Origin of the sequence: Rhizobium lentis, assembly GCF_017352135.1 — a bacterium.
GTDB classification, from domain to species: Bacteria; Pseudomonadota; Alphaproteobacteria; order Rhizobiales; family Rhizobiaceae; genus Rhizobium; species Rhizobium lentis.
Map to the genome: position 1 here is coordinate 1,765,959 of NZ_CP071454.1, position 12,480 is coordinate 1,778,438.

14 protein-coding genes are annotated in these 12,480 nt (G+C 61.1%); 6 read left to right on the top strand and 8 right to left on the bottom strand.

All coding sequences use genetic code 11. From position 1 onward, the window contains the following. Positions 1 to 8: 8 nt before the first annotated feature. Positions 9 to 965, bottom strand: a complete 957-nt coding sequence (locus tag J0663_RS31195) for an ImuA family protein (protein ID WP_246590383.1) — start codon at positions 963 to 965, stop codon at positions 9 to 11. A 162-nt stretch (positions 966 to 1,127) separates the two neighbouring features. Between J0663_RS31195 and J0663_RS08450 the strand changes: the two genes are divergently transcribed. Beyond that, complete coding sequence (locus J0663_RS08450; protein ID WP_008528622.1) at positions 1,128 to 1,565, top strand: metallopeptidase family protein; 438 nt, start codon at positions 1,128 to 1,130, stop codon at positions 1,563 to 1,565. A gap of 20 nt (positions 1,566 to 1,585) precedes the next feature. Here the strand turns inward: J0663_RS08450 and J0663_RS08455 are convergent, their stop codons facing one another. Both J0663_RS08455 and J0663_RS08460 read right to left on the bottom strand, forming a co-directional pair. Next, positions 1,586 to 1,792, bottom strand: a complete 207-nt coding sequence (locus J0663_RS08455) for a DUF1737 domain-containing protein (RefSeq protein ID WP_008528624.1) — start codon at positions 1,790 to 1,792, stop codon at positions 1,586 to 1,588. Then, positions 1,792 to 2,697: an HpcH/HpaI aldolase/citrate lyase family protein gene (locus tag J0663_RS08460; protein WP_207243966.1), complete on the bottom strand. Its 906-nt coding sequence runs from the start codon at positions 2,695 to 2,697 to the stop codon at positions 1,792 to 1,794. The genes J0663_RS08455 and J0663_RS08460 overlap by 1 nt, the downstream gene beginning before the upstream one ends. A gap of 113 nt (positions 2,698 to 2,810) precedes the next feature. Here J0663_RS08460 and J0663_RS08465 point away from each other — a divergent pair, with 113 nt between their 5' ends. The 3 genes from J0663_RS08465 to leuD all read left to right on the top strand — a co-directional run bounded on the left by J0663_RS08465 (position 2,811) and on the right by leuD (position 4,313). Then, complete coding sequence (locus tag J0663_RS08465; RefSeq protein WP_207243967.1) at positions 2,811 to 3,044, top strand: hypothetical protein; 234 nt, start codon at positions 2,811 to 2,813, stop codon at positions 3,042 to 3,044. Positions 3,045 to 3,151: 107 nt separating this feature from the next. Further along, positions 3,152 to 3,571, top strand: a complete 420-nt coding sequence (locus J0663_RS08470) for a VOC family protein (protein WP_207243968.1) — start codon at positions 3,152 to 3,154, stop codon at positions 3,569 to 3,571. A 133-nt stretch (positions 3,572 to 3,704) separates the two neighbouring features. Further along, positions 3,705 to 4,313: a 3-isopropylmalate dehydratase small subunit gene (gene leuD, locus J0663_RS08475; RefSeq protein ID WP_207243969.1), complete on the top strand. Its 609-nt coding sequence runs from the start codon at positions 3,705 to 3,707 to the stop codon at positions 4,311 to 4,313. A 61-nt stretch (positions 4,314 to 4,374) separates the two neighbouring features. Here leuD and J0663_RS08480 read toward each other — a convergent pair whose 3' ends face one another. Then, a complete protein-coding gene (locus tag J0663_RS08480) occupies positions 4,375 to 5,307 on the bottom strand; it encodes a pyridoxal-phosphate dependent enzyme (protein WP_207243970.1) in 933 nt (310 codons plus the stop codon). A 168-nt stretch (positions 5,308 to 5,475) separates the two neighbouring features. Between J0663_RS08480 and leuB the strand changes: the two genes are divergently transcribed. Further along, the gene (gene leuB / locus J0663_RS08485; RefSeq protein ID WP_207243971.1) at positions 5,476 to 6,588 is read left to right on the top strand and encodes a 3-isopropylmalate dehydrogenase; all 1,113 of its coding nucleotides are present in this window, start codon (positions 5,476 to 5,478) and stop codon (positions 6,586 to 6,588) included. Positions 6,589 to 6,847: 259 nt separating this feature from the next. Next, positions 6,848 to 7,582 (top strand): phosphatase PAP2 family protein, encoded by a 735-nt coding sequence (gene lpxE, locus J0663_RS08490; RefSeq protein ID WP_207243972.1) that lies wholly within the window; start codon positions 6,848 to 6,850, stop codon positions 7,580 to 7,582. A gap of 162 nt (positions 7,583 to 7,744) precedes the next feature. On the opposite strand, the gene J0663_RS08495 is transcribed toward lpxE, so the two are convergent. The 4 genes from J0663_RS08495 to J0663_RS08510 all read right to left on the bottom strand — a co-directional run bounded on the left by J0663_RS08495 (position 7,745) and on the right by J0663_RS08510 (position 12,301). Beyond that, positions 7,745 to 9,631, bottom strand: a complete 1,887-nt coding sequence (locus J0663_RS08495) for an MFS transporter (RefSeq protein WP_207243973.1) — start codon at positions 9,629 to 9,631, stop codon at positions 7,745 to 7,747. Positions 9,632 to 9,863: 232 nt separating this feature from the next. After that, a complete protein-coding gene (locus J0663_RS08500; protein WP_207243974.1) occupies positions 9,864 to 11,135 on the bottom strand; it encodes an ABC transporter permease in 1,272 nt (423 codons plus the stop codon). Further along, positions 11,132 to 11,824 (bottom strand): ABC transporter ATP-binding protein, encoded by a 693-nt coding sequence (locus tag J0663_RS08505; RefSeq protein ID WP_207243975.1) that lies wholly within the window; start codon positions 11,822 to 11,824, stop codon positions 11,132 to 11,134. The genes J0663_RS08500 and J0663_RS08505 overlap by 4 nt, the downstream gene beginning before the upstream one ends. A 6-nt stretch (positions 11,825 to 11,830) precedes the next feature. Continuing rightward, a complete protein-coding gene (locus J0663_RS08510) occupies positions 11,831 to 12,301 on the bottom strand; it encodes a hypothetical protein (protein ID WP_207243976.1) in 471 nt (156 codons plus the stop codon). Between the last annotated feature and the right edge of the window lie 179 nt (positions 12,302 to 12,480).

A 12,480-nucleotide genomic window follows, 5' to 3' on the forward strand; every position in this document is an offset into this window, starting at 1 on the left:
GTGACGCTTCAGGACGCCCGTTCGAACGCCAGGAGGGCCCCCATCGCCTGCGGGCGATACGGTCGGTCGACAGATGCGGGAAGCTGAGCGCCAGAATGCGCTGACTGTTCGCCTGGAGGCCGAGCGAAGCTTGGTTCATCGACCGGGAGAAATTCGCGTTCATGGGGATTCCACTCCAGAAGAAAGGAGAGCGGGGCCGGATTACGGCTCTTCTCCAGCGTGAGACGGAAAATCGGATTGCCGATGCTGCCGGCAAGCTTCGATCCATCCGGCAACGGCCGCAGACCGGACGGTGCGGGTTCGACATGCAGGCGGAAAACCGCACTGCTCGCCTCCTCCTCTCCCGCCTGCCGGACAAGAAGGAGCGGACGGCGGGCAGCATGCACCCTGAGACTGAGCCTGCGGCTTTCGGTCAGGCCGAAATGGGCGGGGTTGCCCCGCACTTCGAAGACGACGGCCGAGAAAGCAGCGCTTTCAACCGCTGCCTCCGCCAGCCAGAGCGCTTCATCAAGCTTGCGCGGCGCGGCATGGAGAAATCGCTCCGGGCTCAACCCGAAATCCCGAAGCCCGGGAGCATAGGGACGGCCGGCCTCCAGCGTGCCGACGGCATCGCCGATCCAGAGTAACGGCTGAAACCTGCCGTCATCCGCCCCCTGTTTCTGCAGCCGCGCGGCAACGGCCATCGCCAATCCGCTTGCCGCACCGGCTTCGCGAAACAACGCGGAACGAATTTCCGTGACCGCATCGAGGGGGAGGCCGCCTTCCATCGCTTCGTCGAGCGACGTCACGCCGAACGGCAGCCGAAGTCCGCGGCCATTGCGTTCCGCAGCCTGCCGCGTCGTCTTGCCCGAGGCCAAGGCTTCCCGCTCCGCTGCCGCAAGCGCCGGCGCAGGCTTTCCTTCCAGTCTAGCAATGGTTTCGCGGAGCGCAAAAAGCCGCTCGCGCGCCAGGGCGTGCTGCGCCATGGCGTTGCTCCAATCCGTCTTGTTCCTGTTATGTTCTTATGGATTCCAGAGAGCCGGAGAAGAGTCAACAACCATTTTCTATGAATTTATTCCTGCCTTTGATTCCACACTCGAAAAACGGCGATAAAGGTTCTATATGGGCCCGCAAAGGAAGGAATATTCATGGCCCGCATAGACCAGAGCGATGATTGGCGAGACCGCCATGCGCCGACGATCAGCACTTTCGAGTCGCTGGCCATGGAAGCCTATAGCCATTTGCCGGATGAATTCCGCCAGCTGACGACCAACCTCACGATCGAGATCGAGGATTTCCCCGATGACGATGTTTTCGAGGACATGGCGCTCGAAACCCCTTTCGATCTGCTCGGCCTTTTCGAGGGCAGAGGTATTTCCGAACGTTTCACGGTGGAAACCGGCGAGATGCCGAACCGCATCCGCCTCTATCGGCGTCCCATCCTCGATTACTGGGCTGAGAACGACGAGACGCTCGGCGATATCATCACCCATGTCCTGATCCATGAGATCGGCCACCATTTCGGGCTGAGCGACGATGATATGGAGCGGATCGAGGCCAGCGCCGAGGAAGCCGCGGAACGTTGACACCGCGTCCGGCAGAACGCCTATTGCTCGGAGAGCTTCATTTCCGGATCATAATCCTTGCCCTCGACCTCCTTGACGACGGCCTGGCCGCACTGCATCGCGCCGGTGGCGGCATTGAAGGCATAGGTCGGCGAGCCTTCCAGCGACCAGCCCTTGTTGAGGGCGGCGGTAACCTTGTGACAGAACGAAGCATCGTCGGGGCCGGTCAGGAAGCGGTAGAGTTTCATCAGGCGGGCTTTCTTGCGGAAATCAGACGTGCTTTATGAACCAGAGCCTCGGCCTGGACAAGATGCAGCCGCTCGATCATCCGCCCGTCCGCATTGATGACGTTGAGGCCCTCGGCAGCCGGATCGGCAAAGGCTGATATGATCGCCTGCGCTTCGGCAATCTCCTCCGCGCTCGGGCCGAAATGCCGGTTGGCGGCTGCAATCTGCCCGGGATGGATCAGCATCTTGCCGGCAAAACCCATGGCGCGGCCCTGCCCGCATTCGACGTCGAAACCTTCGGCATCCTGGAAATCGTTGAAAACGCTGTCGAGCGCATCGAGCCCATAGGCTTTGACCGCCAGGATGACCTGCATCAGCCAGGGCACGAGAAAGCTTCGCCCCGGCTGCGGCAGGACGCCCGTTTCCTTGCGCAGGTCGTTGAGACCGACGACGAGGCAATCGAGCCGCGAGGTCGGTGTGCGGCCGGTTTCGGCGATCGCCCCGACATTCAGCACGCCGCGCGGCGTCTCGATCATGGCCCAGATGCGCAGCTCTTCCGGCACATCCGCATCGGCAAGCAGATCACTGATGTCGGTGACATCCCGAGGATCGTCCACCTTCGGCAGCAGAACGGCGTCAGGCAAAAGCGCCGTGACCAGATCGAGATCCGCCGCTCCGAATTCGGATGACAAAGAATTGATGCGGATGATCCTTTCCTTGCCCTCGAGCGGCGGCCCGGCAAAAAACCGTCTTAAGTTTTCCCGCGCTTCTGCCTTCTTCTCCGGTGCGACGGAATCTTCCAGATCGAGAATAACGGCATCACAATCAAGGGAATGGCTCTTTTCGAGCGCGCGGAGATTGATGGCGGGCACGCTCAGTACCGAGCGGCGCAGATTGAAGGAACAGAGAGGCGGGGTTTGGTTCATCCGCCATTAGTGCCAAGCTTCGCAAAGCCCGGCAAGACAACAAAAAGCCATGCTTGCCTTGCAGAGAGGAAAAAGAAGGACCACATTCCTTTCCGTAGAAAGGTCTCAAACCCATGCAGAACATTCGCTCCATCTTCATCATGCTTGCCGGCGCCACCTTTTTCGTGGCCATGCTGCTTCTCACCTTCTCGGTGACGCTCGCCGTCGGCGGCATTCTGACCGTGCTCATGGTCGGCCGCGCGCTTTCGATGAAGATGAAGCCCGCTCCGGTGCGTGCCAAGGCAAACAACGGCCAACACGAGATGCGCATCTGGAACGACGGCCGCGGCACGATCATCGATCTCTAAGCCGATTTATGCTCAAAAAACTGACGACACTGTCGGATCATGCTTCCATGATACGTCTTTGAAGCAGCCAGGCATTCAGCCGGCGCTCAAAACGATGGAGGATGAGCATGGATACGACGGAAAACAAGCCGGTCAAAATGCCGCCGGTCAAGAATGGCCTGCTGCCCTATCTGACGGTCGACGGCGCGGTAAAAGCTGCGGAATTCTACAAAAAAGCCTTCGGCGCCGAAGAAGCCTATCGGGTGCCGGTCGACGAGAGCGGCCGGACGATGCATATTCATCTCTATATCAACGGCAGCTCCCTCATGCTGGCAGATGCCTATCCCGAATACGGCGCTCCCTTCAAAGGCCATGAAGGCTTCGCCATCCAGCTTGTTATCGACGATATCGATTTCTGGTGGGAGCGCGCGGTCGCTGCCGGCGCCGAAGTCGTCATGCCGGTCGAACTGATGTTCTGGGGTGACCGTTACGGCCAGCTTCGCGATCCCTTCGGCGTCCTCTGGGGCCTCAACGCGCCGACTAAGTAACAACGCGCTTATCGACGGGCCACGCGAAATGCCGCGTGGCCCGCATTTTAGAAAGATTCTCCTTCATTTCGGCGAAAAACTGGACTAGATGCAAATTCCAGAAAGTACGTTTTGCTGAAATGGAGCATGGGTCATGGATAAATTCGTGAAGCTCACGGGCGTTGCAGCGCCTCTGCCGGTCGTCAACATCGACACCGACATGATCATTCCGAAGGACTATCTGAAGACCATCAAGCGCACCGGTCTCGGCAAGGGCCTCTTCGCCGAAGCCCGCTACAATGAAGACGGCTCCGAAAACCCCGATTTCGTGCTGAACAAGCCGGCCTATCGCGACGCCAAGATCCTGGTCGCCGGCGACAATTTCGGCTGCGGCTCCTCGCGCGAACACGCCCCCTGGGCGCTGCTCGATTTCGGCATCCGCTGCGTGATCTCCACCAGCTTTGCCGACATTTTCTACAACAATTGCTTCAAGAACGGCATCCTGCCGATCAAGGTCAGCCAGGACGATCTCGACAAGCTGATGGACGACGCTGAGCGCGGCTCCAACGCGATCCTGACCGTCGATCTTGAGAACCTCGAGATCACCGGTCCCGATGGCGGCTCGATCAAGTTCGATCTCGATGAATTCAAGCGCCACTGCCTGCTGAACGGCCTCGACGATATCGGCCTGACGATGGAAAAGGGCAAGGCGATCGACGAATTCGAAAAGAAGAACGCCGCTTCGCACCCTTGGGCCGCTTAAGCCCCTTACGGAATTGTCTATCGATCAAGCCGGGTTCGCCCGGCTTTTTCTTTGGCCGAGATCAGAGAAACTTTTCTTTCCAGAGCCTCAGCTTTTCGAGCGATACGCCGATGCCGCCGCAGACTTCGATCAGCGGATTGCTGAAGCGCTGAAGCAGCCCGGCATGCACGTCGGCAACCGCAAGGGCGGCGCCACAAGCTGGTTCAACCAGAATGCGCTGGGCATCGGCAAACTTCACGCAGGCGGCAACGGCATCGGCGTCGCTGACGACGACACTTTCGATCGGGTGCTGCTTCGGCAGACCGAAGACGTGCTGTGCTACTTGCCGGGCGCCGAGCGAATTGGCAATCGAGGTAATGGCGGGAAGGGTGATGCGCTCATTCGCCCGGAGACTGGCATTCAACGAAGCCGCGCCTTCGGTTTCGACGGCGATGACAGGCACATCGGAAAGGCCGTTTCGCTTCAGCCCCTCGACAATGCCGGCAAGCAATCCACCGCCGCCGACACTGGTGACGACGCAATCGAATTTTGCGCCCTTCGCCACCACCTCGTCGATCAGCGTGGCATGGCCATCCCACAGAAGCGGATGGTCGAAGGGATGCACATAGGTCGCCTTGCGGCGGCGGGCGAGTTCGATCGCATGGGCATTGGCTTCATCGAAAACCGAACCATGAACGAGAACATTCGCACCGGTTGCGGCAATTGTCTGCCGGACATCGGCTGCCGTCGTCTCCGGCACGACGATCGTGACCGGCACACCGAGCGCCCGGCCGGCATAAGCCGCAGCGATGCCGGCATTACCGCCGGAGGCGCAGAAAATCTCACGCGCGCCATGTTCCACCTCGTGCTGACACAGCCGGCCGACGCCGCGAAGCTTGAAGCTGCCGCAAGGCTGCAGGGCATCGAGCTTCAGCCACAGCAGCTTTCCGCTGGCGCTGTAGTCGGGCGATGTCCGAACCAAAGGCGTGTCGAGATGAAGAGGTGCGAAAGGCATGGCAACATCCAGCGAATAGAGGATCGGGCCTGCCGTTCTAATCCGTTTGCAGGCACAGGAGCAACTATCGTAACGGTGAGCGAAGCGTACCGATTCAGGCCTTCTCTCGCTTGAAATGCCTATTTCCGGGGTCTAAGAAGCCGCAACTTGTTTTTCCAGGAGGGTTTCATGACAGCGCGCAATCTTTTCCTGCTGCCGGGTGACGGCATCGGTCCCGAGGCCATGGGCGAGGTCCGCAAGATAATCGCCTATATGAACGAGGCGATGAATGCCGGTTTCGTCACGGACGAAGGGCTGGTCGGCGGTTCAGCCTATGACGCCCACGGCGCGGCAATCTCGGAAGCCGACATGCAGAAGGCGCTGGCCGCCGATGCCGTTCTCTTCGGCGCCGTCGGCGGCCCCAAGTGGGATAGCGTGCCCTACGACGTGCGCCCGGAAGCCGGCCTGCTTCGCCTGCGCAAGGATCTGCAGCTTTTCGCCAATCTGCGTCCCGCCATCTGCTATCCTGCCCTTGCCTCGGCTTCCTCGCTGAAGCCGGAACTGGTCGAAGGCCTTGATATCCTCATCATCCGCGAGCTGACAGGCGGTGTCTATTTCGGCGAGCCGAAGGAAATCATCGACCTCGGCAACGGCCAGAAGCGCGGCATCGACACGCAGGTCTACGATACCTACGAGATCGAACGCATCGCCGGCGTCGCCTTCGAAATGGCCCGCACCAGACAGAACCGCGTCTGCTCCATGGAAAAGCGCAATGTCATGAAGTCGGGCGTGCTCTGGAACCAGGTGGTGACCGAGACCCACAAGGCGAAATATTCCGACGTCCAGCTCGAACACATGCTCGCCGATGCCGGCGGCATGCAGCTGGTACGCCAGCCCAAGCAGTTCGACGTTATAGTCACCGACAATCTGTTTGGCGACATGCTCTCCGACGTCGCCGCCATGCTGACCGGCTCGCTCGGCATGCTGCCGTCGGCCTCGCTCGGCGCCCCGGACGGCAAGACCGGCAAGCGCAAGGCGCTCTATGAGCCGGTGCACGGCTCGGCTCCCGATATTGCCGGCAAGGGCATCGCCAATCCGATCGCAATGATCGCCTCCTTCGCCATGTGCCTGCGTTATTCCTTCAATCTGGTGAAGGAAGCCGACGATCTGGAAAGGGCGATCGCCAACGTGCTCGACAAGGGCATCCGCACCGGCGATATCATGGCCGACGGCTGCAGACAGGTTGGCACCGTTGAAATGGGCGATGCGATCCTTGCCGAATTCAAGGCGCTTGCAGCCTGATATATTTCACGTGAAACAGTTTCCTGCCCTTCGCATCACGCATGCGGAGGGCTCCTTCAGGGATGGATAACCCGCCGGATTCGGCCGAATTAACCAAAACGGGCTAGCCTCGGCCATAATCTCGTGTATTTTTGCGCCGGATTTCACCTGCGCATATTTTTGAAGTCGGAAAACGATTTCCGTCTATGCGCCAGTTCAAAGTGAAAGAGCGCCCTACCGCACGCGCGGCGCTCGAAGGCTAATTCGAACGGACGACGGAATGCGGGCATTTTGGGCTTCCCTGGACAGGCGCTGGCGCCGGAGCGACGCTGCGATGCCGCCATTGCGGTGGCAGGCCTGTCTCTTCATCACGATCAACGCCGTCATTCTTTCCATGCTGCTCTTCGATGCGCCGATCGGCGCCAGCGAACCTCCCGCGCCGGTGAAACAGATTGGCGAGCTTCTGACCGGTTTCGGCGATTCCGCCTGGCTGATCTGCACCAGCATCCTGCTCTTTTTTCAGGGCAGGGCGGGCTACAAGCTTTTGCAGTCGGCACGCGCCAAGGCGCAGGCGCTTTATGTCAGCTGGATCGGCGCCTATCTCTTCACCACGGTCGTCTTTTCCGGACTTCTCGCCAATCTCCTGAAGCGGGCGATTGGAAGGGCACGTCCCGATCACTTCCACGATTACGGTATCTTTTCCTTCACGCCCTTTTCCGGACATGCCGCTTTCGAAAGTTTTCCCTCCGGCCATTCCACCACGGTCGGCGCCTTCTTCGCTGCCTTTGCGCTGCTGTTTCCGCGCTACCGTGTTGCCTTTATCGCATGCGCCATCTGGCTCGGCATGACACGGGTCATGGTCGGCGCCCATTATCCGAGCGACGTCATCGCCGGTCTTGCCTTCGGCGGCTGGTTCTCGCTGCTGACGGCGATCGTCTATGCCCGTTGTGGTCTGATCTTCAAACTGGCGCCGGATGGCTGGCCGCTCGCCAAACGCCTGTTCCGCACTGCATAATTCCTTAAATCAGAATCGATTTAAGGATAAATTATGCAGCCAATTTAAATGTTACAGCGTCCTTTGCGCGTCCAAAAAGACGCGCGGCACTGTAATACGAAAAAGCCCGGCGCCTTGTGAGCGCCGGGCCGTTTCTCGAGCTTGTCAGACGCGATCGCGTCATCAATCCATGGCGTGGATGTCCCTGTTCTTCGTTTCGGGCAGGAAGATCAGGCCGATCACCAGCGTGATCGCCGCGAAGACGATCGGATACCAGAGACCGTAATAGATGTCGCCCGCGGCGGCGCTCATCGCAAAGGCCGTCGCCGGCAGCAGACCACCGAACCAGCCGTTGCCGATGTGGTAGGGCAGCGACATGCCGGTATAGCGGATACGGGTCGGGAAGAGCTCGACCAGAAGAGCTGCGATCGGGCCGTAGACCATCGTCACATAGAGGACGAGGACGAAGAGAACCGCAACCGTACCGACCCAATTGACGCGGGCGGGATCGGCGGTCATGGCGAAGCTGCCGCCATTGGCGATGTTGTAGACTGCCATGTCGGTGACGCCACTGGCCTCATCGGCCGTCAGCAGCTTGCCTTCGACCAGCTTGGCTGCCGGCACGGTTTCCTTCTCGCCGGCGCGCACGGCATCGGCAGTGAGCGCCAGTTCCGGATTGGCGGCGATAAAGGCATCGAGCTTGGAATCCGGCACCTTGGCGACGCCGCGTTTCAGCGGATAACCGGCACTATGAAGCGCAATGTTGACGCCCTTTTCGAAGGCGGCGGTCATGCTCTTCGCCTTGTCGCCGGCCGCAAGGGCGTCGAAGCTCGTGACCGTCTGGTTACCGATCTTCACCGTTGCCGGCTGCCCGGCAGGGCCCGGCACGACGTCGTATGGCACCGAGTTTTTCGTCAGGAAGGCCGTTGCCACATCGCAGGAGCTGGTGAATTTCGCCGTGCCGGTCGGGTTGAACTGGAACCTGCAATCCGCCGGATCGGCCGTGACCGTCGCGCGGATCGAGGCTTGTGCTTCGGCAAGCGCCGGGTTCGCCGTCCAGGTCATTGCCTTGAACAGCGGCTGATAGGTCACCGCAGCGATGAGAAGGCCGGCCATGATGATCGGCTTGCGGCCGATCTTGTCGGAGAGGCCGCCGAAGATGACGAAGAACGGCGTTCCAAGCAACAGGGCGATCGCGACCATGATGTTGGCCGATTGGAGATCCACCTTGAGAACGTTCTGCAGGAAGAACAGCGCATAGAACTGGCCGCCGTACCAGACGACCGCTTGGCCCATGGTGGCGCCGAGAAGCGCGATGATCGCGATCTTGGCGTTCTTCCACTGGCCGAAGGCTTCGCTGAGCGGCGCTTTTGAACCCTTGCCTTCCGCCTTCATGCGTTGGAACGCGGGCGATTCGTTCATCTTCAAGCGGATCCAGACGGAAATGCCGAGCAGTACGACCGAGACCAGGAACGGAATACGCCAGCCCCAAGCGGCAAACTGGGTCGGGCCCATCAGCGACTGAACCAGAATGATGACGATCAGCGACAGGAAGAGGCCGAGCGTCGCCGTCGTCTGAATCCACGAGGTGAAGTAGCCGCGGCGTCCGTTCGGCGCGTGTTCGGCGACATAGGTTGCAGCGCCGCCATATTCACCGCCGAGCGCCAGGCCCTGGAGCAGCCGAAGGCCGATCAGGATGATCGGCGCCGCGATGCCGATGCTGGCCGCCCCCGGCAGGATGCCGACGAGGAAGGTCGAAAAACCCATGATCAGGATCGTCACCAGGAAGGTGTATTTGCGTCCGACGAGATCGCCGAGACGGCCGAACACCAGCGCGCCGAAGGGCCGCACCAGGAAGCCGGCGGCAAAGGCGAGCAGCGTGAAGATGTTGCGCGTTGCCTCGGGATATTGGGTGAAGTAGGTGGCGCCGATATAAGTGGCGAGCGAGCCGTAAAGATAGAAATCGTACCATTCGAAAACGGTGCCGAGCGAAGAGGCGAAGATGACCTTCTTCTCCTCGCCGGTCATCGGACCGGCCTTCACGCCGTCGATGCTTGCGACATTTGCCATTGTCTGTCCTCCACAGAGTGATGAGCAACGCGCGCGACCTACTCTCCTCGAAGCATACCCCAGGTCGCGACACGCCTGACGAGAGTGTGCCAGAAAACATGGCCCGCAAAGAGAGATGCTTTGGGATTATGACTTTAGTCTAATGGCAGCGCGTTTCGTCGCCGGCATCAGACCATTGCTCCGCCTCATCAAAGCTCACATCCAGCAACGCGATTTTGGAGACGGAAGGGCTCTACGCCCTCAGCGCCTGCGCCGGCGATTGGCGGTAAGCGAGCACCGCCGGCAATGCGGCGAGAGTGGCGGCAAAAGCAAGCAGCACGCCCGCAAGCCCGGCATCCTCGCGGGCGAAGCCAACCGGCATGGCGATGCCGCTGGCTTGGGAGAACATGCCGGACAAGGCCAGCGCCGCGCCATAGCCGAGTGCAAATCCAAGCGCGATGCCGATGGCCACCAGGAAGAAGAACTCCAGGAAGACGATGCCGAAGATCGCGCCGCGCGGGGCGCCAAAGGCCCTGAGCGCGCCGATCTGACGGCGGCGCTGGCCGATATGGATGACCGTAACCAGCACCAGCGAGGCCGCGACGAGAGCTTGGGCGCCGGAAGCGACCGCAACGAGGATTTGCTTGGCGTCGCCGAGCGTGGCGTAAAGATTGGTCAGCACCTCGCCGGGAAAGACGGCGATTGTATTGCCGCCGCGATAGTCCTGTCGGAGCTTATAGGCGTCGGCGATCGTTTGCGGTTTGACGAGGATGGCCGGCAGGCCTGGCGCATCCGCGGTCCAGGTCTCGTTCAGCGCGGCATCCGGATCGAGCTTCCCGTGATGATCATGCGCGTCGTGATCGGCGCCGGAATGATCGTGATCGTGTCCGGCCTCCTCGGCGCCTTCCGCATGCTCCTCCGCTTCCAGTCCGTGAATGTGCCAGACCGCCTGAATAGGAACAAGAATCGCCCGGTCCCAGCCGGTACCCGTCGGCCGGAGTCGGCCGGCGACATGATAGACGAGTTCGGTATGGGTCTCGCCCCCTTCTTCGCCCACCCCGTGCATCGGCTTGATTTCGTCGCCGAGCGAGAGCCTGACCGCCGAGCCGATCACCGCCTCTCCCTCGCGCGCGAAAACCTGTCCGTCGGCGAAACCGCCGGACAGCTTGTTCGCCAACATGACCGTGGTGCCGACGATCGGATAGCCGGAGAAGGAATCGCCGAAGCCGATCGGCGCGGCCCAATCGACGCGTGGATCGGCGGCAAGTCTTGCCAGCACCTCGCCCGGCATCAGCGGCAGGGGCGAGGGGTGCAGGAAGACCGAGGAAAGGACGAGTTGCGTCTCGCTGCCGCCGGCGCCGATGACGAGGTCGAATTTGTCGGCAGCGCGCGCGCTGCCGAGGCGAAGCGCCCGCTCCTGCAGGATGACGGAAACGCTGAGCGCGGTCGCAAGCGCCACCAGGAGCACGACGACCAGCGACCCGGCCCATAGGCGGCGAAGATCGGCAAGAATGAAGCGGGTCATGCAGCTTCCCCGGCCGCAGCGCCGGAATCTTCACGGATCCGGCCGGAATCGAAGGTGATGCGTCGGTCGAGGCGGCCGGCGAGACGCTGATCGTGCGAGACGACGATCAGCGTGCTGCCCTCGGCAATGGCAAGATCGAGAATGAGATCGCCGACGGCCTCGCCGCTCTCGGCATCGAGGCTTGCGGTCGGCTCGTCGGCGATGATGACGCCAGGCTTGCGCAGCAGCGCGCGAGCGATCGCCACGCGCTGCATTTCGCCGCGCGACATGGTTTCGATACTCTGGCCGGGACGGGAAAGGCCGACCGTACTCAAAAGCCCGTGCGCCCGCTCGATGACGCCAGCCGTTGCCGCACCGGCAAGCCGCGCGGGCAGAAGTACGTTTTCCAGTGCCGACAGGCCGGGGAACAGGTGAAACTCCTGCATGACCAGGCCGATATTGGCAGCGCGGAACCGGTCGCGCCGGCTTTCGGAAAAATCCGCTATATCCTCACCGTTCCAGCGGATGCGACCCTGCCGCGGCCGCTCCAGCCCGGTCACCATATTGACGAAGGTGCTCTTGCCGGAGCCGGACGCCCCTGTAATGGCGACCCTGCTGCCGGGGCCGATCGACAGGCGGTCGATCGCCAGCGCCGGCGAGGAGAGGCCGGGGAAGGTGACATCAAGGTTTTCGATATCGAGAGCAAGCATATCTGTTCAGACGGCGAAATATTCGGCCTGGCGGATGCGCAACAGGCTGACGAAACCGGTTTCCGGATCGGTCCAGGATCCGTATTCCAGCGTGCCGCGCACTTCGATCGTCTGGCGCGGCTGCACGAAAGTCTGCTTCTCCGAGAGATAGACGACGACGATATTGTCGGGCCAGTCGGCATCCGAGGAGCAGAATGGGCAGAGCGACATCGGCACTTCGGTGAGCACGAAGAACTGCGCTTCGGCCTTCAGCGGCGGCGCCATGAAGCCCTTCATGCTGATTCCCTGGCCGGCGAGACGTTTCACCTTGTCGGAGAATTCGAGGCCGAGCACGCCGAACTTGCCATAGAGCTCGTCGAAGGAAAGCGAAGCATCGGCAGCGTGCGCAGTACAGGCAGCAAATGCAGCGAAGGGAACCGCAATGGCAGCGCCGATCAGCCGGCGGCGGCTGAGATGCAGCGAAGAGAACATGTCCATGGCGACCTCCAGGAAAGAAATCCCGGCCTCTGGCATCGGCCTGAAAATCGAAACGATTTTCGGAAAGCACGATGCTAGCTTCAAAGTGTTACAGCGTCCTATTGCGCGTCCGAAAGATGCGCGGCGCTGTAATCGGCCGGGACCATGATCGGCGAAAGAGGCAAGGCCGGCAAGCGGCC